The sequence below is a fragment of the Klebsiella sp. LTGPAF-6F genome (assembly GCF_001753185.1).
GTDB classification, from domain to species: Bacteria; Pseudomonadota; Gammaproteobacteria; order Enterobacterales; family Enterobacteriaceae; genus Klebsiella; species Klebsiella michiganensis.
Map to the genome: position 1 here is coordinate 4,013,914 of NZ_CP017450.1, position 24,517 is coordinate 4,038,430.

19 protein-coding genes and 1 tRNA gene are annotated in these 24,517 nt (G+C 50.0%); 7 read left to right on the forward strand and 13 right to left on the reverse strand.

Annotated features, from left to right (window positions below; all coding sequences use genetic code 11):
* Nucleotides 1-77 precede the first annotated feature (77 nt).
* The 3 genes from BJF97_RS18770 to BJF97_RS32815 all read left to right on the forward strand — a co-directional run bounded on the left by BJF97_RS18770 (nucleotide 78) and on the right by BJF97_RS32815 (nucleotide 6,764).
* Nucleotides 78-3,974: a hypothetical protein gene (locus BJF97_RS18770; RefSeq protein ID WP_070082944.1), complete on the forward strand. Its 3,897-nt coding sequence runs from the start codon at nucleotides 78-80 to the stop codon at nucleotides 3,972-3,974.
* A 4-nt stretch (nucleotides 3,975-3,978) separates the two neighbouring features.
* Nucleotides 3,979-6,438: a hypothetical protein gene (locus BJF97_RS18775; RefSeq protein ID WP_032693824.1), complete on the forward strand. Its 2,460-nt coding sequence runs from the start codon at nucleotides 3,979-3,981 to the stop codon at nucleotides 6,436-6,438.
* Between the two features lie 131 nt (nucleotides 6,439-6,569).
* On the forward strand, nucleotides 6,570-6,764 hold the full coding sequence (locus BJF97_RS32815; protein ID WP_223240603.1) for an AAA family ATPase: 195 nt from the start codon (nucleotides 6,570-6,572) through the stop codon (nucleotides 6,762-6,764).
* A gap of 52 nt (nucleotides 6,765-6,816) precedes the next feature.
* Here the strand turns inward: BJF97_RS32815 and BJF97_RS18780 are convergent, their stop codons facing one another.
* Entirely contained in the window at nucleotides 6,817-7,731 is a 915-nt protein-coding gene (locus BJF97_RS18780; protein ID WP_032693825.1) for a LysR family transcriptional regulator, read from the reverse strand.
* 100 nt (nucleotides 7,732-7,831) lie between these two features.
* Between BJF97_RS18780 and BJF97_RS18785 the strand changes: the two genes are divergently transcribed.
* Nucleotides 7,832-8,830: an aldo/keto reductase gene (locus tag BJF97_RS18785; RefSeq protein ID WP_014229982.1), complete on the forward strand. Its 999-nt coding sequence runs from the start codon at nucleotides 7,832-7,834 to the stop codon at nucleotides 8,828-8,830.
* Nucleotides 8,831-8,867: 37 nt separating this feature from the next.
* Here BJF97_RS18785 and BJF97_RS18790 read toward each other — a convergent pair whose 3' ends face one another.
* The gene (locus BJF97_RS18790) at nucleotides 8,868-9,794 is read right to left on the reverse strand and encodes a LysR substrate-binding domain-containing protein (protein WP_014838892.1); all 927 of its coding nucleotides are present in this window, start codon (nucleotides 9,792-9,794) and stop codon (nucleotides 8,868-8,870) included.
* A gap of 179 nt (nucleotides 9,795-9,973) precedes the next feature.
* On the opposite strand from BJF97_RS18790, the gene BJF97_RS18795 reads away from it, so the two are divergent.
* Complete coding sequence (locus tag BJF97_RS18795) at nucleotides 9,974-10,579, forward strand: glutathione S-transferase family protein (protein WP_032693872.1); 606 nt, start codon at nucleotides 9,974-9,976, stop codon at nucleotides 10,577-10,579.
* A gap of 121 nt (nucleotides 10,580-10,700) precedes the next feature.
* Here BJF97_RS18795 and ldtA read toward each other — a convergent pair whose 3' ends face one another.
* The 3 genes from ldtA to nac form a co-directional block, all read right to left on the reverse strand.
* Entirely contained in the window at nucleotides 10,701-11,609 is a 909-nt protein-coding gene (ldtA, locus tag BJF97_RS18800; RefSeq protein WP_236945571.1) for a L,D-transpeptidase, read from the reverse strand.
* Nucleotides 11,610-11,720: 111 nt separating this feature from the next.
* Complete coding sequence (cbl, locus tag BJF97_RS18805; RefSeq protein WP_014229985.1) at nucleotides 11,721-12,671, reverse strand: HTH-type transcriptional regulator Cbl; 951 nt, start codon at nucleotides 12,669-12,671, stop codon at nucleotides 11,721-11,723.
* 106 nt (nucleotides 12,672-12,777) lie between these two features.
* Nucleotides 12,778-13,695 carry a nitrogen assimilation transcriptional regulator NAC gene (gene nac / locus BJF97_RS18810; RefSeq protein WP_004852321.1) on the reverse strand — a complete coding sequence of 306 codons (918 nt, stop codon included), beginning with the start codon at nucleotides 13,693-13,695 and terminating at the stop codon, nucleotides 12,778-12,780.
* 330 nt (nucleotides 13,696-14,025) lie between these two features.
* Between nac and BJF97_RS18815 the strand changes: the two genes are divergently transcribed.
* Together BJF97_RS18815 and BJF97_RS18820 are read left to right on the forward strand one after the other, a co-directional pair.
* A tRNA-Asn gene (locus BJF97_RS18815) sits at nucleotides 14,026-14,101 on the forward strand.
* A 161-nt stretch (nucleotides 14,102-14,262) separates the two neighbouring features.
* A complete protein-coding gene (locus BJF97_RS18820) occupies nucleotides 14,263-15,531 on the forward strand; it encodes a tyrosine-type recombinase/integrase (RefSeq protein WP_070082946.1) in 1,269 nt (422 codons plus the stop codon).
* 181 nt (nucleotides 15,532-15,712) lie between these two features.
* Here BJF97_RS18820 and BJF97_RS18825 read toward each other — a convergent pair whose 3' ends face one another.
* The 8 genes from BJF97_RS18825 to BJF97_RS18860 all read right to left on the reverse strand — a co-directional run bounded on the left by BJF97_RS18825 (nucleotide 15,713) and on the right by BJF97_RS18860 (nucleotide 24,266).
* Complete coding sequence (locus BJF97_RS18825; RefSeq protein ID WP_070082947.1) at nucleotides 15,713-16,105, reverse strand: helix-turn-helix domain-containing protein; 393 nt, start codon at nucleotides 16,103-16,105, stop codon at nucleotides 15,713-15,715.
* Nucleotides 16,106-16,159: 54 nt separating this feature from the next.
* Nucleotides 16,160-16,483 carry a cytochrome o ubiquinol oxidase subunit IV gene (gene cyoD / locus BJF97_RS18830; RefSeq protein WP_070082948.1) on the reverse strand — a complete coding sequence of 108 codons (324 nt, stop codon included), beginning with the start codon at nucleotides 16,481-16,483 and terminating at the stop codon, nucleotides 16,160-16,162.
* Nucleotides 16,480-17,097 (reverse strand): cytochrome o ubiquinol oxidase subunit III, encoded by a 618-nt coding sequence (gene cyoC / locus BJF97_RS18835; protein WP_070082949.1) that lies wholly within the window; start codon nucleotides 17,095-17,097, stop codon nucleotides 16,480-16,482. The genes cyoD and cyoC overlap by 4 nt, the downstream gene beginning before the upstream one ends.
* Entirely contained in the window at nucleotides 17,087-19,084 is a 1,998-nt protein-coding gene (gene cyoB / locus BJF97_RS18840; RefSeq protein WP_070082950.1) for a cytochrome o ubiquinol oxidase subunit I, read from the reverse strand. The genes cyoC and cyoB overlap by 11 nt, the downstream gene beginning before the upstream one ends.
* Before the next feature lie 2 nt (nucleotides 19,085-19,086).
* On the reverse strand, nucleotides 19,087-20,013 hold the full coding sequence (gene cyoA, locus BJF97_RS18845; protein WP_077270215.1) for a ubiquinol oxidase subunit II: 927 nt from the start codon (nucleotides 20,011-20,013) through the stop codon (nucleotides 19,087-19,089).
* 105 nt (nucleotides 20,014-20,118) lie between these two features.
* On the reverse strand, nucleotides 20,119-21,651 hold the full coding sequence (locus tag BJF97_RS18850) for a DHA2 family efflux MFS transporter permease subunit (RefSeq protein ID WP_070082952.1): 1,533 nt from the start codon (nucleotides 21,649-21,651) through the stop codon (nucleotides 20,119-20,121).
* 3 nt (nucleotides 21,652-21,654) lie between these two features.
* Nucleotides 21,655-22,854, reverse strand: a complete 1,200-nt coding sequence (locus BJF97_RS18855) for an HlyD family secretion protein (RefSeq protein WP_077270216.1) — start codon at nucleotides 22,852-22,854, stop codon at nucleotides 21,655-21,657.
* Nucleotides 22,854-24,266, reverse strand: a complete 1,413-nt coding sequence (locus BJF97_RS18860; RefSeq protein ID WP_070082953.1) for an efflux transporter outer membrane subunit — start codon at nucleotides 24,264-24,266, stop codon at nucleotides 22,854-22,856. The genes BJF97_RS18855 and BJF97_RS18860 overlap by 1 nt, the downstream gene beginning before the upstream one ends.
* Nucleotides 24,267-24,517: the final 251 nt, after the last annotated feature.

Sequence of the window (24,517 nt, forward strand, 5' to 3'; positions counted from 1 at the left end):
GAAATGATACCCGATCGGCGTAACATGAATTTGCTGAAATTTTACTCTTCGATAACCTGACATGGATGAGGTGAAATGTGAGTGCCCCTTTATTACGTTCCTACAATGCCGTTATTGAATACACCCTTTCTCAGGCAAAAAAATCCAAAACGTCCCGTCGTATCGCAGGATTTTGCCAGCTTCAGGGGCCAACAGGTAGCGGGAAGACGAGCTCGCTTTATCGTCTTGGTTATGAAGACAACGCGCTTCCGGCACTGGAATCCATTAAAAAGGCAGGCTTTCAGGCCATTCTGGTTACCCACCGCTGGAACATACTGCACGATATTTATGAAAAAACAGCGGAGCATAAAGACAGTAACGGAGAGCCATTCAGGGTCAGTGTGCTTTATGCACAAGAGGACCAGATTGTATCTGCCGTTGAAGCAACACCTTTACCTCATGAGACAAATATTTCTCCAGCTTCGTTGCCCAACCCTTTTACGTCTATCGATGAGCTGCATGCCAGTAATCTGTTTGCCAGTAAAGATATAGCTGAAAAATTGCGCAAAAGTTGCAACAATATACTCCGTATCAACAGAACGCTAAAAAACTATCCCTCCCAATTTCGGGCTGCCATAGCCAGTGAGAAAGAAGCGTTAATCAATTCGTGTACAGCCATAGAAATAACGCTGATTCAGAACATTAAGTCTCTGGATAAAGAGTTCAAAAAGCAGAAAGAAAAATACGGCGAAATGAATGAACTTACGCAGGCAGCGAAGCAACGGCTCGATGATTTCCGTCGTCATGCCTGGGTTAGACGCATTCTTCCCGCCATTGCCTGGCGTGACGAAAAGCAACATCTGCTGATCATGACAACCCAAAAGCTGGTTTCATCATTTTTCGATGGGCGGCGCAAAGTACGTATGTCCAGTAAAGAGTTGCGTAATCACATCATTTTTATTGACGAGTTTGATTATCAGGCCGAGGTATTGCAGGAGTATCTGGCTCAGGCCCAGTGGGTTCAGGAGCCGCCAGAATGTCTGGGCCAGTTGCTGGATGGGGGGCGCAGGTTGTTGCAACGTATGCAGCATGTTGCAACGGAGCCAGCTCCGATGATCCGTGTACGCCTAGCTGAGTTTCTTGAAAATCTGGACAATACATTAGTTAACAAAGATATCGATTTAACACACGCCAGATCATTGGTTATGCCACTACAACAATATCTGACAGGTGAGTCATTCGGTGAGCATTACTTATTTCGCTCTGATCATTTAGTCACCAGCGAGCGGCTCATTATGCGAAAAGCGGAGCATGGATATGAAATTATAAAACCCAACGCTTTACCTCAGGACAATGAGTCAATAATTGATATCAGCGATTTTTTACGTCTGATGGAAAAGTTTATTCGGCAGTTTAACCTGATGCTAACAGATCTGACAGCCAGTGAAGACGAAGCGCATGAATACATAAAAAAGTTAACCCGACTTCTGTTTGACCCGGTTAATGACTACAGACCGTCATATTATGGCTCAACCCTGCCAAATATGTCTCGGTTTTTGTTACCACGTACCGATCTGCCTGAACTGCGGGAACTAAGAAAAAGTAATATTTTGCCCAATACACATGCCAGTATTTTTGGGTTAACTAACTGGTTGCTGAAACAAAATATTGCGGATACCGATATCGATCCATTACGAATACAGATCAAGCGTGCGTTCTTGCCAACAACAGCAGAAGGTTTACTACTGTCACTAGCCAGCCGTAATCTCGTTTTTGCACTATCGGCCACATCATATATTGAAAGGGCCTGCAACCACTTTGATGTCCGGTGGATAAACTCAGCCTTACGCTATATTGCAGAAGCACGTAACCCTACAGTTACGGAAAGCTTTCTCGGAACTACTTTTGAAAACCGACCTGATTCTTGGTTTAAAGAACCGATACCCTATGTTCAGACCGATGGTGACATTCAGTTACAGAATACCGCGATTGAAGAGATCAATAGCAGCAAGGAAAGCATCAGAAAGACACAACTGAATACTGAAATCCATGATTTTAATAAAATAAAGAACAGCCCGCAGTCAGCCGATCTGCTCGCTTCTCTGCCCCCCGATTTTTTCCAGAATGATGATGAACCTTCAACAGATTTCGAATCAGAATATCGCCAGAATGTTCTACTTAAACTGCTTGATGTGCTGGATCTGGCAGGAAAAAGACCTCAGCACCGAGGGCATCTGGCTTTTGTTAATTCCATATCTTATTTAAGAAAATGGCTAACTGCTGCAATAGCGACACAAAGCAGAGATTGCCTCACATGGTTAAAGCTGGATCCGCCTTTATCCGACAACCTTCTAAAGAATTTTACTGATGTGTTTATCCCGTTGACCATACATAACAAGCCCGCACTAATCTGTCTGTTAACCGCAGAATGTCAGAAAAAAAAGGGCTTCAGTGAAGCCTATCAGGCCGCATTTGCGTCCGGACGTATTGTTATTGTGCTGACACAAACTGCCTCCGCCACCAACGGTATAAATCTGGATTTCAGCTTGCCACAATCCGGCAAAAATATGGATTTGACCTGTTTATATTTACTGGAATCACGGCATTATTACTTTTCCGCTTTCCAGACCAGTGCAGATAGCAATGATGATATGGCACATGCAGGCTTCCAGTTACGCAATCTGGAAAAACTACTCCGTGCAGGAGAAATTTCACGTAAACAGCATCAGCGCTTCGTCCTGCCACTGATGCTGAACCGGAAGAACGAAATTTCCCGATTAAACGGAGAGTATAAGAGAACCAGCGATTATATAAAAAATAAGGCAGCCAATGTTCAACAGCAGGTTGGTCGTATTGAGAGAGCCTGGTGTGAAGTACCCAACGCTGAAATTCATCTTGATTCTGAACTGGCAAAACATCTGTCCCGCTTTGCTTCACTGCCTATTTATACATCAAATCGTCGACAGCTTTCGGCACTCAATCGTCAATTACTGGATACACTTCGGGAGCGTGATGAACTGACACAGAACAATTTCTTCAGCCAGCTCATGACGCCGACACAACCTGGAAAACTAGCATTGGATTATATCGATCAGCGGCTGGTTCCTGCTATTCGGTTATTACGAGAACAGTCAACACCAAGAGATGACATCCCATTACTCTGGCGACAACTCGGTAAAGCAGTACTTCAACATGATTTAGCCTGGGAACCAGGAAAAAACGCTTTCGACATTGATCTTGAATTATATAAATGGGCTTGCTTTGAAAAACCGAAATTAGCTAATACTGACGGCAAAATCTGGTACTCCCCACAGACATGGCAGTTTTTTGACAAAGCAGCAGAAGGGCTGCGCCAATACAACCCTCAGAGACTGTACCAGTATATCCAACGTCATCCTGTCATTACTGACTGGTTCAACCGTAAAGGTTACAGAACGTCTATTATGCCCTTCGCGAACGATTTGGAAGAACGTTACGCATTTCATCCACTAGTTGTACAACGCCTACTGATGGGACGTCTTGGAGAAGAGGCTATCCGGGCGCTTCTTTATTCAGAGAGCATCATTACCACCAGCCAGGTGAGCAATCACCGTCTTTTTGAGCAGTATGATTTCAGCATAAAAAATTCTGATTATCGTGTGGATGCTAAGTTTTGGAGACAAGATACTCTCGATAAGGCAGATGAAGAATATCAACAATGGTTGGCGTCTGGCGCAAATCAAGAGCATACCCCTCTGGGTTTGAGTAAAAAACTGGCACAAATTCGCGCTATCGAGGGTAATAAAACCAAATTGGTCATCGCCAACTTTGTTGCTCCACATGCTGATAGTCAATTACTGGGTTTCTCTCACCAATTAACCCCTGTTCAAAATCCTTATGATGCGGACATTCTGGTTCTCGGCGGATGTGTAACCCCGGACACTATTTCAGTGGAAACACCCGGATTCGGGCAACTCAAAAAAATCATTAATCAAAACATTATGGAAAGAGCATAACATCATGGCGAAACGTAATGACGAAATATTCCGTTCTCTCCCCCTTTCACACATGATTTACCGGGACAATGAGATCGATCGGGAAAAAGCTGAAAAAATGGTTGTCTATCATTATCCGTTAAGTAAAAACTATCGCTGGAAAGAATGGCAAACCCAAATTGATGATGAGTTAGGTGGACGTTATTACCCTTATTTGATGAAGTCTCATAAAGATCAATTTGGACTATACGTTGCTTTGGACTCTGAGCAGGATAATCCACCAGTAATAAAAAATGGTGATGGGATTATTGTTGAACCAACGCGTGTCCATTACAAGGCTATGCTGAATCCCGTATGGATCCGGCTTATCATGCGTAAAGTCTCCGCCTTTGGTTCGCATTGCAAAGGGAGTCATACTCTGGGATGCCCATTACTACAGACTGACGTCTGGAAAAGTAAAAACAGCTTCGGTATCAATGCAATTAGTCTGGACTGTCGCACTCAACAAAGAAGTGATAAAAATATAACTGAGGTTATATTATTTCATAAAAACGTCCCACTACGTCCAGTCGATATAAAAACCGAATCATTTAATATTAATCAACCATTATGGATATATGATAAAAATAATGTTCTTGTCCGCTGGAAAGCGGAAAAAACGACAAAACCTAAATCTCAGATTTACCGGGAAGTAGCCAAAAAAAAAGATAAACGCAAGCTACGCCCTTTTCTCGACCTTTCGTCCTCAACCTCACTTAAAAATAGCTGGCCCTGGATCCTTCAACCCGTACAAAATGAATTTATTGAGCAAGCAAGAAAATTTGGCTTCGGATTATCTCCAGTAGTACTTAAGTTACGCCCTTTACCGCTTAAAACAAAATTCAAAACAACTGACAAGGCTAAATTCCCAAGTGTACAGCTTGACAAAGAGATAAAGGTTCTTGATCTACGTTTTTCGAAAAATGTATCCCCACAATATATTGTTAATAACATTCAGTCGCTGCTGAATGAAAAATATCCTGAAGCACGCATGTCATTACTGCCCGATATAAAACCGGATCAGATTGTGAACATAGAAATTGATGGATCACAGTGTCTACTTGTTCTGCTGGATCAGACTCCGGGTATCATTGACGATCGCTATCCATTGACACAAACATTAAGAACAAAAGTTGCCTGCCAGCATATTAATGTTAATCCTTTTGATCTCACAAGCGACTCAGTTGCAGATAACTTACTAATAGAACAGTCTACCCTTGACGGTGACACGAAGCTTATTCCTACCACAGATTCTCGTTACTATGATTATAGTATCAGTGATTTTGAGAAAAAAGCGGTTCAGGAATCTTTGGCACGTAATGTTGAAATTGTATATAAAGAGTTAGTCCTGAAGCATTTGCTGCTATGCAATGAGACCAAAATTAGTATAACGCTTCCACAACAGAAGGATCTACTCACTAACAGTCTCGCTGTAATCACTAATGGCTGTTTGTTTACTGTTAAACAAGACCGCCCAATAATATTACCTTTCCATCCAGCTATGCCAGATGCTGTTTCTGCCTGTGATAATATACTCCGTTCATTTGATACCTCTGTAACAGCACTACTCGCTTTGCTTAACGAAAAGTGGCCTTACCATTATCGCCCCCAGGATATTACACAAGGGATTTGGAATGAAGCAGAGAAGTTGACTCGATTTATTAATCGATTGACGGTGATAATTCACAAAACGGAAGAGGTGACTATCCTCCTTCAGGATCCACAATATGGATCACCTCATATGCTTCCGGAGAAATTAAACGATTTAATGACTATTCTTGATTCTCAACGGCAACAGTTCCCTCTTAGTCAATGGTTATTACCTGAAATGGATGAACTAACTTTTCATATAGACCAACTTACTGAAGAGGGTGAATTATCCGATACAAATAGAAATACGTTGCTTCGTGAACTAGAATTGCTGTGTGAGCTATGGAAATGTGCTTTGAAAAAATATTATTCTGACAATGAATTCAATGTCACTTATGATATTTTAAAAAAATATGTTTTTTCCCAATGGCCTGAGAAAAAAAATGCGCTTATGGTGGGAGTTGCTCAAAAATCAGTAAAAAGAGCCAGTACATCATTAATAGCATCATGGAATAAATTATTATCTCGTGTCTTCGATTTACCTTTAGGCGATCCCCGAAACTGGCTCAAGAACGTACCGGGTATTACACGACTCTGGCATGACCCAGAGCAAAATTACGTCATTGTTGGCAGTCTTTCCTCCCCTCAACCTATTATTCAACGTCAGCCCAGTATTCGCCAATGGCATGCATTGCAGGGAGAACTTAATTACGAACTTCTTGCCGGACTGGTTGACGTTGATTGGGTCAGAATGAATCAACTAGCGGGCAATCCCTGTGTGGCTACGCTTGTGCGTCGGTGGAAAGAATGCCAGGTTCAGCCGGATGATGTGCGTGATGTATCAATGACAGAGTAAAGTTTCAATGCCTCAGGTAATAATATAGAATCTGAGGTATTGTGAACAACCAAGCTATTAGAAGGATGAAGCTCACATGCAATGTGATAACATCAGCTTTGTCGATATCCTATAAACAGATTGAGGGACGCATGCGCATTCATCAGGTTAAAATAAAGAATTTCCGACTTTTAGCTAACGTGGAGCTTGTATTAGAGGAACAGACGACAGTCATTGTTGGCCGAAACAACAGTGGAAAAACATCGCTCTCAGAGATAATATGCAGATTTTTAGCAGACGGTAGTGCGACTTTTCAACTCGAAGACTTTTCCAGTAATACAAAATAGCGTGATAAAATCAGTTTTTCATCCCGTCTATTTTCACCCGCCGTTTCACATGCTATTGCTCCAGGATATTTTTATTCATCGACATCACCCATGTTATAAATGTTCTCAGGGGGACCGGGATATGTTTGCGGCTCGGATAGTAAATATTAAAATGATCGGCAGGATAACGATAATCAGACAGTAAGCGGACAAGCCCGCCTTCTTTAATTTTATCCTGAACCAGATTCTCATACACAAAGGCAATACCTAATCCAGATTCCGCAGCCTGTATCATCGCCGCATCGGAATCCATCACCAGATCGCCCTTCACAGCCACTTCCGTTATAACGCCCGTAGCGCTAATAAACTCCCAGCGGTACAGATCCCCACCTGGAAAGCAACGATTAATGCATCTGAAATTAACGAGATCTTTTGGTGAAGAGGGTGCGCCGCATTTTTTTATAAAATCCGCACTCGCCACTGGAATAAGAGATAGCGGTTCGCCAAAGGGTATGGCAATCATATCCTTAGGTACATCTTGCGTATAGCGTATACCCGCATCAAATCCTGAATCTATAATATTGACTTTTCTGTCCGTGGTGAATAACTCAAGTTTAATATCCGGATACTCATTTTTGAACGGTGCGAAGTAACGTTGAAAGAAGAGATCCAGCACAATGCGTGGCAAGTTTAGTCTCACCACTCCTTCCGGCTTTGCTCTGTGCTCATTAAGGTTATCAATCACCCGCCTGTAGTCATTGAGCACAGGAGTAACGTCATTCAGAAATTCCTGGCCGATAGCGGTCAGGGAAAGACTGCGCGTAGAACGATTTAAAAGCCTCGCGCCCAGTTTCTCTTCCAGATTATTTATGGCAATAGTTAACGTTGGTGGAGAAATATTCAACTCTTTTGCTGCCTGACGAAAACTTCCATGCTTCACAATAAGAATAAGCATTTCTACATGTTGCAATTCGGGAATATTTTTCATTGTTAACATCCGTAAAATACTGCATTAGAAAGAGATTAATTGTTGTGAATGGAAAAGGAAAGTATATATTTCAGCACATTGTACGAGTGAGGAAAATAAAATGGAAACACGTTATCTGGGAAAGAACAAATTTCAGGTGTCGGCATTAGGTCTGGGTTGTATGGGAATGAGTTTTGCCTATGGCGGAGCCGAAGAGTCGCAGGCAATTAACACCATTCACGCTGCGGTTGATTTGGGCGTCACCTTCCTTGATACCGCAGAAGTTTATGGCCCATTTGAGAATGAAGTGCTGATCGGAAAAGCAATCAAAGGCGTTCGCGATAAGGTACAGATTGCGACCAAATTTGGTTTCCGCATTCTTCCTGGCGGTCAGGGGCTTGAGCGTATGGCCGGCGTTGACAGCCGTCCTGAACATATCCGCGAAGCGGTAGAAGGCTCCCTAAAACGTCTCAACGTCGAGACTATTGATCTCCTTTATCAGCACCGCGTTGATCCCACCGTCCCCGTTGAAGACGTAGTGGGAACAATGGCAGATCTGGTCAAGGAAGGGAAAATTCTCCATATCGGACTTTCCGAGGTCTCTGCCAATACTTTGCGCCGGGCCTGTGAAGTTCATCCGATCGCCGCCGTTCAGACCGAATATTCTCTCTGGACCCGCGAGCCGGAAGAAAACATTCTCAAAACTTGCCGCGAATTAGGGGTAGGATTTGTGCCCTATAGCCCGCTGGGTCGTGGATTCTTAACCGGCAAAATCACCGATCGGTCCGGCTTCGCCGAGGATGATTTTCGGCGCAATCTTCCTCGCTTCCAGCACGATGCCATGCGGAAAAACCAGCAGCTACTCAGCCAGCTGCGGGATGTGGCCGATAAATATCGCTGTACCCTGGCCCAGCTCGCTCTCGCGTGGGTGATGAGTAAAGGCGATGATATTGTCCCCATTCCCGGCGCGCGCCAAATCGCGCATTTGCAGGATAATGCCGGCGCAGCCAGCCTGGCTATTTCCGATGTTGATATTAAACTCATCGATCGCATCTTTACCCCTGACAATATTCACGGATTAAGATATACCCAGGGTGATTTTCATTTAATCGATAAGTAACATCCTGCTATAAATTCTCCCGCCTTTCCGGCGGGAGCTAAGGTTTACCGTCTCGCGCACATTTCTCCTCCACCGCGCCAGTTTGCTGGCGCCATGCGGTAACCTCCTCATCAAGCCAGGCCTTAAATAGAACGGCTTCGTTTTTCTGCTCTGCGCCCTGCGATGAAACCAGCCAGTAAGGCCACGGATAAGGGGCGGTGAAAGACGTAAGCTGTACCAGTTCACCCCTGGAGAGCGCATCCTGGACTAAAGAGCGGCGTTCCAGCGCGATACCTTTACCGAGCCGGACTGCCTCCAGCACCAGGTTCGAGTCGTTGATGCACAAACCGCCTGGCACAATCTCTCTTTCAAGCCCCGCGTTGATACACCATGCTTTCCACGACTCCATGGAAAAGATAATGTTGCTCTTCGCTATCTCTGACGGCGTACGGGGGAGCACGCCGCCGTTATAGGTTGGCGCGGCCACAACGATAAGCTGATCGGAGAAAAGGTAATGGCTCTCCGTTCCTTCCCAGTCGCCTTTTCCCATGCGTATAGCCAAATCCGCCCCTTCCTGCTGCATGCTGGTTATCGCCAGGCTCGCCTGTATTCGCAGCGAGATATGGGGGTATTTCTCCCGAAACCGTTCCAGGCGAGGCAACAACCAGTGGCAGCCGAACGAGGGCACCATCGCCAGGGTCAGCTCCTGCCGGCGGGGGTTGACCTGCACCAGCCGGGTGGCATCAGCAATATGGTGCAAAGCCTCGCGGACCTGTAAGGCATAGAGCCGCCCTTCTTCATTAATTTGCACGCCGCGGCCGTGACGGATAAACAGCTTGAGGCCGACCATCTCCTCCAGCACTTTAATCTGCTGGCTGATGGCTGAATGCGTAACGTGTAGCTCTTTCGCCGCCAGCGTCACGCTGCCAAGACGCGCCACGGCTTCAAAACTACGTAAACTCGCAATAGGGGGAAAATCCGCCATGTTACCGCTCCCACAACCTGACGCGTAAAACGTGACCCACAATCTGTCAGTAATACTAACCCAACCGGTAAGATACTGAAGATATTCGCCATGACGAATTTATTGTACTGTTTCTTCACCGCCGGCAATGAAGCATTAACCTCAGCCTATTTCACCAGCACAGGAAAACAGAAATCATGATGAAGCTTATTGGCATGATGGATTCACCTTATGTAAGGCGCGTGGCGATTTCCCTTGAACTCTACGGCGTCGAGTTTGCAAGTCACCCGCTGTCCGTATTCAGCAGCTTTGAAGCCTTTTCCAGGATAAACCCTGCGGTCAAAGCGCCGACGCTGGTGCTGGATAACGGAATTCGCCTGATGGATTCGTCGCTGATACTCTCTTATTTTGAAACCCAGGCAGCCCCGGGGCGCAAGCTGCTGCCGGTCGCGCCGGACGCGCTGGCAAGGGATCTGCAAACGCTGGGCTTTATTCTCGCCGCGGGTGAAAAGGCGGTACAAAATGTCTATGAACACAATCTGCGCCCGGCGGAAAAGCAGCATAATCCGTGGATAGCGCGCATCACGACTCAGCTGCTGGCAGCCTGCAGGGAGTGGAACAGGCTGCTGGAGGAGCGTCCGGCGGCCGCGGTTCCCGATCAGGTGGCCGTAACGAGTACGGTTATCTGGACCTTTATTCAGTCAACGATCCCTCACGTGGTTCATGCGGGAGACTTTAATCATATCCGGTCCGTTGCCGAGTTATTTGAAACCCATAGCGCCTTTAAAAAACATCCCTTTAGCTAAAGCATCAGCTCAATGCGATGAAGCTAAACCCTGAACGTGAATCGCCACGGCAACCGAGAGCGCCCGGCAACCGCGGGCGCGTTATCCTGATGGAAGAAATCGCCTGGCGTGAGGGAAAGGGTTAAAAACCGCTACCGGCGTGCAGTGATGCACGACCAATCTCCACCGGCATCCCTGAACGGCGTTCAAGCGCCTGCTCCGCGTGATTCACATCCACCCCCTCGCCCTTCACAAAGGCCTGAATCGCCGGCGTGATGGGGAGCGGCACCTTCCGGTCCGATTCATACTCCGCGCGGTTACGCGACAACGGTTCGTGAACCTCAACCCAGCGGCTGCCGTCCGGCTCGGCGGTATACTTCACCGGCTGGTCGATGATTTGCACGCGCGTCCCGACCGGAACGGTATCAAACAGGTATTTGATGTCGTCGTTACGCAGGCGGATGCAGCCCTGGCTCACGCGCAGGCCAATGCCGAAATTGGCGTTGGTGCCGTGGATCGCGTAGAGCCTGCCGATGTAAATCGCGTACAGGCCCATGGGATTATCCGGCCCTGCGGGCACAAACGCGGGCAGGCTTTCGCCACGGCTGGCGTATTCACGACGGGTATTGGCGGTGGGCGTCCAGGTCGGCGCCTCCTGCTTACGCTCCACGGCGGTGACCCAGTTACGGGGGGTTTCGCGTCCTGCCTGGCCAATGCCAATCGGCAGAACGTCAACCGTTGTGCCATCGGGCGGATAGTAGTAGAGACGCATTTCGGCCACGTTGATCACGATCCCGTTGCGAACCGTAGCGGGCAGGATAAGCTGCTGCGGGACCACCAGCGTGGAGCCCGACTTCGGCAGATACACGTCGACGCCGGGGTTGGCCTCGAGCATATTGCTCAGGCCCTGACCGTACTGAGCGGCAAAGGCCTCCAGCGGCTGGGTATTGTGTTGCGGAATGGTGATGGTCAGCGGGCTGCCCACCAGGCGGCTTCCTTCCGGCGGCAACGGGTAGCTCACCGCCAGAGCGCTCTGGCTGGTGAGGATCATAATAAGAGAACAAAGCAGTTTCACACGCCGCACAATTTCCCTTCCTTTGTGGCGATAATCGTGAATGAATTATAGCTTCGTTTACTCTTTCATATCTGATTTATCATCCTGCTAAATCTGATAATCGATTGCGGCCTCTTCCGGCTCCATCGCCTGACGTTTAATTTCCTCCAGCGACAGCCCTGCGTTACACAGTTCAATAAAGCGCCAGACGTAATTTCGCTGCAGCTGACCGCGCTTCAGGCCCAGCCAGACGGTATTGGCATCGAACAGATGGCGGGTATCGAGACGCGTAAAGGTATCAGATTCCCGCGCGTCGCCTGACTGTTCCGCCACCAGCCCCACGCCCAGCCCCAGCTCGACGTAGGTTTTGATAACGTCGGAGTCCTGAGCGCTTAATACGATATCCGGCATCAGCCCTTTACGGTTAAAGGCTTCGTCAATACGTGAACGCCCGGTAATCCCCTGGCGATAGGTAATGAGCGGCCAGCGGGCGATGGCATCGAGGGTTAACGGCGTCACCTGGGTCAGCGGATGATCTTTGGGGACCAGCAGGCTGTGGTGCCAGCGGAACCAGGGGAAAGCCACCAGCGTCGGGTCGTTGCTCAAGCGCTCGCTGGCGATGCCGATATCCGCGCCGCCGTTGTGCAGCAGCGCTTCAATTTCCTGCGGCGTCCCCTGAACTAATTCAAGACGTACGTCGGAAAAGAGTTCGCGGAAGGCTTTAATCACCGGCGGCAGGCTATAGCGCGCCTGGGTGTGGGTGGTGGCGATGGTTAAGACGCCGGACGCATCGTTGGTAAACAGGTCCGCAAGGCGACGAACGTTGCTGGCTTCATTCAGAATACGCTCGGCAATCGACAGCAACGCTTTGCCCGGCTCCGTCATCCCCAGCAGGCGTTTGCCGCGGCGGATAAAAATCTCGATCCCCAGCTCTTCTTCCAGTTCACGAATATGACGGCTGACGCCCGATTGCGATGTATAGAGCATATTGGCGACTTCCGTCAGGTTGTAATCCTGACGGGCCGCTTCACGAATAATTTTGAGTTGCTGGAAGTTCACCCTTTCCTCCGGGCTATCAGACATAACATATGCACTATTGTTAAAGTCTGTTGTCCCTGCTAACAAATAATAAAAACCAGCAACTTATTCCATTCAGGAATATAGCCTAACTGACTAACAATAATTCACGGTTTTCCAGCGACGGACGGCTCACCAGCGACATTAAAATTTCCTTAACCGCCTGCGCCTGCGGCGACAGACTGCCGCGTGCCGACATATTGACCGACAGCGACAGGCTCATTGACGGCGTGCTGATGCGCGCCATCCAGCCATTCGCCGCGCTGCACAGCGAACGTGCGGCGGACTCAGGCAGAACGGTGACGCCCATGCCGCTGGCAATAGCCGCCGTCAGGGTGGTAATGGATTCAATTTCGCCGATAATTTTTGCCGACAGTCGACGCAGAGTGAAGGCTTCGGTGACCCTTGCGCGAACGGCGCTGTAATCACGCGGCAGGAACAGATTCATTTCCGCAACCGCCGTCAAATCCACGCTCTGCCCCGGGCAATCCCGGGTTCCGACCAGGTAGAGATCTTCCTTCAGCAGCGGCTGACTGACGATCCCGGCGACCGGGGAACGTTCATAGAGCACGGCCATATCCAGCTGACCGTCGATAAGCTTATCGTTGAGGATCGTTCCGCTGCTTTCCTGCAGATAGACCATAACTTCCGGCAGCTCGTTACGCACCGTTTGCAGCAGCGGCATGGTAATGGCCGAAGCCGCCGTGCCCGGGGCCAGCCCAATTGACACCTGGCCGCTTAGCGTCTGACCGACGTTGTTAACCGCCAGCTGCGCCTGCTCGCACTGACGCAGGATAGTCCGGGCGTGGGTGTAAAGGATCTTGCCCGCTTCGGTCGGCGTCACGCCGCGCTTGGTGCGGATCAACAGCTGCTGGTCCAGCTCGCCTTCCAGGGTCGCAACCTGCTGGCTCAGCGCCGGTTGTGCGATGTGCAAGACTTCAGCGGCCTGGGTCAGACTGCCGATATCGACGATTTTCACAAAATACTTCAGTCGTCTTAAGTTCATTTTGCCTCCTGTAAGGAACACCAGTACCAACACTGGCCGTTTAGATGCAGAAGGTTTTGCAATTTGCTTGCCAGCTTTTTTGCAGGGACGCAAATGCCGCTGCAGGCCGCGTAATAAGGGATACTGATAGCAAACCGCGATTTTGTTGCCCGGTAAGCGGATTGCGGTATGCCCCATTAGGGGTATAAATGCACCGCAACGGTGCATCCGGCGGCGCAATGCCGTAAAAACAGGCACTCTGCTGAAATTGTCAGCAAACGAACAAGTTAAGGTGATTCAGGCTTTGACAAGGGGGATGGTCATCGTTAATATGCGCCCCGTTCACACGATTCCTCTGTAGTTCAGTCGGTAGAACGGCGGACTGTTAATCCGTATGTCACTGGTTCGAGTCCAGTCAGAGGAGCCAATTTCCTGCTTTCATGCATCCTTGCGAATCATTATATGATGTTGGTTCAACAGGTTAGCGTGAAAACTCTTCCCGGTGCATTTTGATTTTACCCTCCGCATCGGGAGAATTTGGTGGTCAGATTTGGGGTCAGTTTGGTTCGATTATGGAGTGACCCCCATATGTCTCTCAACGACACGAAAATCCGCAGTCTCAAGCCTTCTGAAAAATCCTTCAAAGTCTCCGATACACACGGTCTATACCTCCTGGTCAATCCAGGCGGCTCACGTCTCTGGTATCTTAAGTATCGAATTAACGGTAAAGAATCCCGCCTTGGCTTAGGCGCTTATCCCGATGTATCCCTTTCCGACGCCCGGCAACAACGAGACGGTATCCGCAAGTTGCTGGCGCAGAACATTAACCCCGCTCAGCAACGTATAGCCGAAAGAGCCGCCCGCTCACCGGAAAAGGTCTTTAAGACAGTGGCGCTGGCGTGGCATAAAAGCAATAAAAAATGGTCGCAGAATACCGCTGACCGTCTGCTTGCCAGCATGGACAATCATATTTTTCCGGTTATCGGACATCTATCCGTCACGGAACTTAAACCCCGTCATTTCATTGACCTGCTGAAAAGCATTGAGAAAAAAGGTCTGCTGGAAGTCGCGTCCCGCACGCGGCAGCACCTCTGTAACATCATGCGTCATGCGGTTCATCAGGGATTCATTGACAGCAACCCGGCGGCAAACCTTGACGGCGTGACAGCGCCCCCCGTTAAGCGCCACTACCCCGCCCTGCCGCTGGAACGCCTACCGGAATTGCTGGGGCGCATTGATGGTTATCAGCAGGGACGAGAGTTAACCCGTCAAGCGGTCCTTCTGACCCTTCACCTGTTTATCCGTTCCAGTGAACTGCGTTTCGCCCGATGGAGCGAGTTTGATTTCAGGAACTGTATCTGGACCATCCCCGCTACCCGCGAAGCTCTTCCCGGTGTTCGTTATTCCGGACGCGGAGCCAAAATGCGCACGCCCCACATTGTTCCATTATCCCGGCAAGTTATCGTTATCCTGAAACAAGTAGAGGAAATCTCAGGTCATCTGGAACTCGTGTTCCCCGGTGACCATAACCCTTACAGGCCAATGTGTGAAAATACAGTCAACAAGGCACTGCGACTGATGGGCTATGACACGAAAATGGACATTTGCGGCCATGGCTTTCGGGCAATGGCGTGCAGCGCCTTAATGGAATCCGGACTCTGGTCAAAGGATGCTGTTGAACGCCAAATGAGTCATCAGGAACGCAACAGCGTGCGGATAGCTTATATCCACAAAGCCGAACATCTGGAAGCCCGTACAGCGATGATGCAGTGGTGGTCTGATTATCTTTATACATGCCGGGAAAACTATGTTCCTCCATATATATATAGTAAAAATATCAGCCATGAAGCTACCTGAGTCAGCAAAAAACTAATCAGGGTTACAATAACAACAGCACCTGACAACGCAGATGCTGTTGTTATTTTTCTGTATCTTCTTCATGGTATTTCCCCTTCCATTTATCCTTGCCAGTTGATATTAAAAGCTGTCCTGTAATTTTAGAACAAAACACTATGAGGGGCATAATATTCACTGAGGGTTATGACTCATCACTCTTTATAGCAGAACTCTTTTTCATAACAGGTTTATTCCTTCTGACGGCCCCTGGTGTATGATGCATTTCAGTTCTCATCGCTCGGGTAAATACCTGCTGACTGGTAAACCCGAGCATAAAGCCCACCTCTATGACGGGTATATCCGTATTCTCCAGTAAAAAACAAGCACGCCTTAGTTTTTCAAGCTTTATATATCTTCCCAGACTTATTCCTGCCACCTCCTTGAACATCCGTTGGAAATGCCATTTAGAATAACCAGCTTTTGCGGAAACATCCTCAACCTTAAGCGGCCCCTCCAGATGCTCATCAATCCATTGCATAATTTCATACACCACAAGCCGGTTTATCTTTTCCTTTCGTATTTTTTTTATGTCCATATATAGCCCCCCACAATGAGGCAGACAGGAATAACGGAAAGGTCAAAGTCCTGTTCACATCATCTGATGATTGAGATTCCACATGATCCACAACGACCCGGTAATAATGATAAAGATAATGACAGCGGAAAAGACAATGGCCGCGAGGTTCCAGCGCATTTCAGAAGAAGCATTCAGGTGAAGAAAATACACCAGATGTACCAGTACCTGAACAACGGCACACGCAATGACCCCGCCTGCAATGATTCCTGAGGAAACACCACTATCCATAACCAGCCAGAACGGGATCGCCGTCAGCATGGCAGACAGGAGAAAACCGTTTATATAAGACATCGTATTGCCGTAAGCTACGCCCTGTGCGTCTGAAGAATGTCTCATGGCATTACTCCCATCAGGTAAACAATACTGAACACGCAAATCCAGATGACATCAAGGAAATGCCAGAACAGACTCAGGCATATCAGACGGGGGCGACTGAATCCTGACAGACCTCGTCGGGCAACCTGATACATCAGGACCAGCATCCAGATCAGTCCGCAGGTCACATGCAGACCGTGAGTCCCCACCAGGGTAAAAAGCGCCGACAGAAAGCCACTGTGCTGCGGACCAAAATCCTCAGCAATCAGATGACTAAACTCCCATATTTCCATTCCGATAAAGCCCAGCCCGGACAGAAATGTCAGGATCAGCCAGCCAAGAACTCCCCCTTCACTGTCTTTGTCCATGCTGATAACGGCAAACCCATAGGTGATCGAGCTCAGCAGAAGCAGTGCGGTTTCCACCAGGACAAACGAGGGTTCGAAGATATCTTTACCCGATGGGCCACCTGCGATGTTGTTTACCATGACGCCATAAGTCGCGAACAGAGTGGCGAAGATAATGCAGTCGCTCATCAGGTAGATCCAGAAACCAAAAACCTTACTGTCTCCTGGCTCCTGATGCCCGTGCACTGTACGGGCGCGTTCAGATGAATGCAGGGCTTCACTTACCATATGTCACTCCGGCTTTGCTTATTTCTGCAAAACGCTGATCCTCGATTTTTTGGATCTCGGGCACTGGCACATAATAATCCACATCTTCATCGAAACTTTTAATCACCCACGTCAGGATAATCCCGAGGAATGACAAGCCCGCAAGCCACCAGATATGCCAGATAGCCCCAAAGCCAAACCCGATGCAGAGCAGACCAATAATCAGCCCCGCCCCGCTGTTTTTCGGCATATGAATTTCTTCATAGCGGGCTGGCTGTTTGTACACGTCGCCTTTTTCCTTCATTTCCCAGAACGCATCACGTTCACGGACAACGGGCACCTCAGCAAAGTTATAAAACGGCGGCGGGGAAGAGGTAGACCATTCCAGTGTCCGCCCATCCCACGGGTCCCCGGTCAGGTCACGGTTTTCGTGACGATCGCGCATTGACACCCAGAACATAATGACCTGGCACAGGATCCCACAGGCGATCAGCGCTGCACCGACAGCGGCCACAACCAGCAGGGAATGGAACTGGGGGTCAATATTCTGACTCAGACGGCGGGTCATCCCCATGAAACCCAGCACATACAGCGGCATAAAGGCCACATAAAAACCAATGATCCAGAACCAGAAAGCCCGCTTGTTCCATTTTTCATTCAGGGTGAAACCTGTCGCTTTCGGGAACCAGTAGGTCACACCAGCCATACTGCCGAACACCACCCCGCCGATAATCACATTATGGAAGTGGGCAATCAGGAACAGACTGTTGTGCAGAACGAAGTCAGCTCCCGGAACGGCCAGCAGGACCCCGGTCATTCCCCCTATGGAGAACGTGACGATAAAGCCTATTGTCCATAACATGGAAGAGTGCATCTGAATGCGCCCCTGATACATGGTGAACAACCAGTTGAAGATTTTCACACCCGTCGGGATGGCGATAATCATCGTCATGATCCCGAAGAAGGCATTCACGTTCGCACCGGCTCCCATGGTAAAAAAGTGATGCAGCCATACCAGAAAGGAGAGCACCGTGATGGCGACCGTTGCCCAGACCAGTGAGGTATAACCGAAAAGGCGTTTTTTAGAGAAAGTTGCCACCACTTCCGAGTAGACCCCGAAGACCGGCAACACCAGGATATACACTTCCGGATGGCCCCATGCCCAAATCAGGTTGACGTACATCATCATGTTGCCGCCCATATCATTGGTAAAGAAATGGAAGCCCAGATAGCGGTCAAGGGTCAGCAATGTCAGCGTGACGGTCAGCACAGGGAAAGAGGCGATAATCAGTACGTTGGTACACAACGACGCCCAGGTGAACACCGGCATCTTAAACATCGTCATACCCGGTGCACGCATTTTCAGTATGGTGACGAAGAAGTTAATCCCGGTCAGTGTGGTCCCGATCCCCGACAGCTGGAGTGTCCATATCCAGTAATCCACCCCGACACCGGGACTGTACGCTAACTCCGAAAGCGGCGGATATGCCAGCCAGCCGGTGGTCGCAAACTCCCCCACTCCCAGGCAAAGATTAACCAGCACCACGCCTACCACCGTTAACCAGAAACTCAGGTTGTTCAGGAAAGGAAAAGCCACATCACGCGCGCCAATCTGCAGGGGCACAACAATATTCATCAGGCCGATAACGAAAGGCATCGCCACGAAAAAAATCATGATTACACCGTGACCCGTAAAAATTTGATCATAGTGCCAAGGCGGCAGATACCCTGCCCCTTCCACTCCGGATGAGGCCAGTACCTGCTGGCTGCGCATCATGATTGCATCGGAAAAGCCGCGCAGTAACATCACAAACGCGACGATGATGTACATGATCCCGAGCTTTTTATGGTCAACGGAGGTCAGCCATTCGGACCATAAATATTTCCACTTACCGTAATATGTGATGGCAGCAACAATTGCCACACCAAGTATCAGAATAGCAACGATCGTCACCCTGACAATCGGGTCCTCAGGTATGGCATCCAGCGTCAGTTTTCCTGTAAGCATAATTAATTTCCCCGCGCTCTGTGTGAGAGGTGTTGTTCCGGCTTTGACCCAGTCATGCCCGTCTCCTTATCGTGATCGTGTGCTTTAAATTTTTCAGTCACGTATCTGAACAGCTTCGGATCAACGACAGAGAAGAATTCAACCGGGTGGTTTTCGTCAGGCTCAGCCAGTTTTTCAAAATCAGCCGGACCGAGCAGCATATCCGGTGATTTCTTCACATCAGCGATCCACTGTTCAAACGCGGTATTATCCGGTACGGCAGTCGCTTTAAATTTCATGCCGGAAAAGCCCCTGCCGCTGTAACTGGACGAGATTCCGTTGAAGGTTCCCGTTTCACCGGCGATCAGATGCAGCCGGGTCTGCATGCCCGGCATCGCATAAATCTGGCTGCCGAGTGCCGGAATAAAAAAGCCGTTCATCACGGAATTGGATGTAATACGCAAATTCAAGGGGGTATTTACCGGGAATACAATCTGATTGACGGTGGCAATGCCCTGTTGGGGATAAATAAACAACCATTTCCAGTCCAGGGAGATAACTTCGATATCGATGGGTTTCACCGCAGAGGTCAGTGGCTTGGATGGGTCCAGCGCATGGGTGGACTTCCATGTCAGAACGGCCAGAAACAGAATAATCAGGACGGGCACCGTCCAAACCACCGCCTCCACTTTATTGGAATGGGACCAGTCAGGCGTATATTTCGCCGTGGTATTCGTGGCCCGGTATTTCCAGGTAAACACAACTGCCATCAGAACCACAGGAATAACGACCACTAACATCAGACAAAAAGCCGTAATGATTAGCGCCCGTTGTTCAATAGCGATTTGCCCTTTGGGATCAAGTAAAACGGCATGACATCCGCTCAGTAATAACGTCCCTGTTATTACCGGCAGGCACTTCACAATGGTCTTATATTTATGATGTCGCATGGGACAACCTCATTTCACGGACTTGCAGACCGGCAATAAATAATGAAACCTTTTCACGGGGAGACGCTCTGCCCTTCTCATTCCCGCTACCGCCATTCCTGTTATTTAATGGCCCGACATCTTCTGAAGCGGCCCTTTCGGTTTTTTGATTAGCCAGATAATGCCTATGGACCCCAGCATCAGAACGGTAGCCGACTGATAGAAATCGTTCGTTGCCAGCATGATGGCCTGACTGTCGATCATTCTCGAAAACAGGGCCGCTGACGTGTCTGCCGGAATACCGGTCGCGCCCAGCGTGTTGCTGACAATCCCTGGCACGTCAGGATTGATTGCCGTCACCAGCTCCGCCCGGTTAAATTTTGTCATATGTTCCCAGTAGGTCTGGGTCAGGGAAGAGCCCACCGCCATGCACATGACACGCAGGAAGTTCTGCAGCCCGGAACCGGCCGCCACTTTCTCCGGCGGCAGTTCGGACACGCCCAGCGAGGTGAGCGTGATAAGGCAGGCGGGAACTCCGGCCCCCAGAACGAACATGGGAACGGCAACTGACATAAAGTCAGCCTGCGACGTCAGCAGGGCACGCATCACAAAGGAGACCGCCAGTACCCCCATGCCATAGCTCACCAGCAGACGGGGATCGACCTTCGGCAGCAGCCGACCAATTATGGGCGAGCTCAGGACGGCCAGGATCCCCATGGGGCCCGTCGCATACCCGGCCCAGGTTGCCGTGTACCCCATCCATTGCTGTAACCAGAGGGGGGTCAGCACAATATTCCCGAAGAAAATACCGAACATCAGACAGAGCGTGACAGTTGATACCACCCAGTTACGTGACTTAAACACGCTCAGATCCAGCACCGGTTGCTCAGCGGTGAGCTCCCAGATAATCAGCGAGATCAGGGCAATAGCGGCCACAATGGTGCAGACAATGATGATATCCGAGGAAAACCAGTCCAGTTCACGTCCTTTATCCAGCATGATCTGAAAGGCTGCCACAAAGATGACGAGCAGACCCAGCCCCACGCTGTCCAGCCGGGAACGGCTGACATGTGTTTCTTTCCCCTTCAGCACCCACCAGGTTCCAAACCCCACAATCAGACCAAAGCCGATATTGATGTAAAACACCCACTGCCAGCTCCAGTTATCCGAGATAAGCCCACCCAGTATCGGACCGAATATAGGCGCCACCACCGTCATCATTCCCCAGAGCGCCACGGCGATATTGGCTTTCTTCTCAGGAAATGCCGCAAGCAGCAGCGTGGATGACAGCGGGATCAGCGGGCCACCGGCCAGCCCCTGCAGCACACGGAAAATGGCCAGGCTCGGTAGTGACCAGGAAAGACCGCAGCAGACAGAAAAAATCACAAATGCCACAACAGAAAAAAGGAATACGCGCACCTGACCGAACTGCATCGCCAGCCAGCCGGTCAGCGGCACCGTGATGGCTTCAGCCACCGCATAGGCGGTGATGATCCAGATTCCTTCTGTTGTCGACACGCCCAGGTAACCGGATATTGTGGGCATAGCGACGTTAGTAATGGTGGTATCGAGTACCACCATAAAATTCCCGAGCGAGAGCACGATTGCCGCAACAACCAGTTTGAATCCGGACAGAGGTGGAAATGCTGAACCAGACATACCTTATTTCTCCGTGTGGTCATCTCTGGCATTCGATGTCAGGTCCACCGTCACTTCCATGGACAGCCCGATGCGCAGAGGATTTTTACGCAGTTCTTCCCGCTCCAGACGAACGCGCACCGGCAGACGCTGCACGACCTTAATCCAGTTACCCGTGGCATTCTGCGCCGGTATCAGTGAAAGCGCGGAACCGGAGCCACCGTCAAATCCCTGAACCACGCCGTGATAAACAACACCGCTGCCGTACAGGTCTGAAGTCAGCTCTACCTTCTGGCCCGGTCTGACGTCGCTGAGCTGGCCTTCCTTGAAATTCGCATCAACATAAATATCCTCGATGGGCACAACCCGCATCAGCCGGTTTCCGGCCTGAACATGCTGCCCGATATCCACTGAGCGCTGTGTTACCACTCCATCCACCGGGGCCCGGATAACCATACGCGCTAGGTTTATACGGGCCTGATCGAGACGGGTTCTGGCCGCCACCACAATGGGGTTAGTTTCAACGGTACTGTTCAGAAACAGGGCCTCGTTCGCCTGCCGGGATCCTTTTGCTTCGACACTGCCAGCGCGAGCAGCTTTCAGACTGGCTTCCGCTTCTCCCAGCGCGGCCGTTGCCTCCCGTAATTCTGTCTGCGCATCCGTAAAATCCTGCTCAGATACGGCCCCGGCTTTCACCAGATTCCGGCGACGTCGCTCATCAAGGGTGGCCTTATCAAACCGGGCCCGTGCCCTCGCCACATCATGTTCGGAGCTCTGAATACCTGCTTCACGCGAATCAAGCTGTCCGCCCAGAGCGGTGTCATTGGCCATAATCTGCATCACCTTCCGCCGGGCGCTGCCAAGCTCAGCTTCAGCCTGTGACACCGCAATTCTGGCGTCCGTATCATCAAGCACGACCAGCACATCACCGGCATGCACAAGCTGCGTGTTGACCACATTTACTTTCTTCACCGGTCCGCCGACAAGTGGCGTGACGTCCGCAACTTCGGCAGCGGTATAGGCGTTATCCGTTGAGACGGATTTACCGGCAAAGAAAATCAGCCAGATGGCATAACCGATGGCGATAAGAATCAGGACGCCACCAAACAAAGCGAATAATTTACGGCGATGCTTTTTTTTATCACCGCTATCCGGTTTTGCATTCGTGCTATCCGGAGCCCTGTCCATATCCTGTGGGCCGTTTTTATTTTTATCTTCAGTCATTACGGTTTCACCTGCGCATCAAATGTTGAACTGGATTCAAATCCGCCCCCGAGGGCTTTGACGAGTGACACATCCAAGACATAACCCCGGGAATGCATGGCTGTATTCGCCAGCTCAGCCTGGAGTAACGCATCTTCAGAAATGAGAACCTCCTGATAATCGGCCAGCCCCCCCTGATACCGAGCTTTTGCCAGCTGATAAGCTTCCTCGCTGTGGGACAAAGCAGATGCGGTTGCTTCTGACCTGTCCACCAGAGCAGCAAGGCTCCGTGTAGCATCAGCAGTTTCACGTAATGCCTGTGTCAGCGCCTCGTTATACGACGCCACCGCATATTCATATTCCGCTCTCGCACCTTTATAGTTGGCGCGTAAACGCCCGCCTTCAAAAAGGGGTAAGCTGATGGCTGGCCCGACGCTCCCGATATCAGAGCCCGAACTGAATAGGTTATTCAGCCCCAGTGACTGGTATCCGACGAAGGCCATCAGGTTCACGTTCGGGTAAAACTGCGCTCTGGCAACACCGATATTGCTGGCGGCGGCTTCAACCCGCCACCGTGCGGCCACCACTTCCGGATTGCGTCCGAGCAGGTTTGCGTTCAGCGCATCAGGTAACCCGACAGGGCGGCGCATCTGCAACCGGGGTCTGAGGATATCCAGCCCTCTGTCCGGCCCCCGGCCCAGTAAAGCCGCGATGCCGTTTTGGGTTAATTTGATTTGCTCATCGGCTTCAGCCAGCGCCGCTCTGGCGGCATCCAGCCGGGCACCGCTTTCTTCTACGGAGACTCTGGAATCGAGTCCCTGAGCATGGCGTAACTGCACCAGCCTGACGGTATCCGTCCGGTTACGCAGTTGTCGGGCCGCAATGTCACGACTGTTATACTGGTACTGCAGACGGATATAAGCGTCCGCGAGCATCGTCGTCAGCATCAGTTTCGCGGCGGCGGCATCTGCCTCAGCGGCGCTGGCTTCGGATGTCGCGGCACGCAGCGCATCCCGGTTTTTACCCCAGAAATCCAGTTCCCAGCTAAAGTTGAGGCTGGCCTGCCCCATATCATTCCATCCGTGCGGCACGGCTGTTTTAGGGTAGATGTAGTTGTAGCTGAGCTTCTCTTTATCAATGGACGCGCTGGCGTCCATTGACGGGTATAACCGGGAACGGGCGACACCGGTTCTGGCCGTGGCTTCACGCACCCGGGCTTCTGCCTGTGCCAGAGAAGGTGAATGCGCGGTGGCTTCACTCATCAGCTGGTTAAGCTGCGTATCGCCGAAGGCCATCCACCATTTTTCCTGCGGCCAGTCAGCATGCGGAGCGGAAAAACTGCGTTGTGAAATCAGCGCCGCAGCCTGCTCCGGCTGAGGAGCAGTTCCCAGATCGGGGATCGCAGCACATGACCCCAAAGCAAGACTGAGCACGGAGATAACACATCCTTTCAGATAATGCGGACGGTACCTTACTGACTTCGTCCCATGTGCAAATCTGTAACCTGACACACACCTCATTCTTGATCGCCCTGTTTATTCTAGTTTATGGCGAACAAAATAAACCGATCGGTTCGGTACAGTCAAGACCAAATTTCACTCAACTACGTCGCAACAATACGTGAGTAGCACTCAGGCCTGAACGATATGATTTCGAGTTTCATCTTATGGTAAGATCAAGCTTT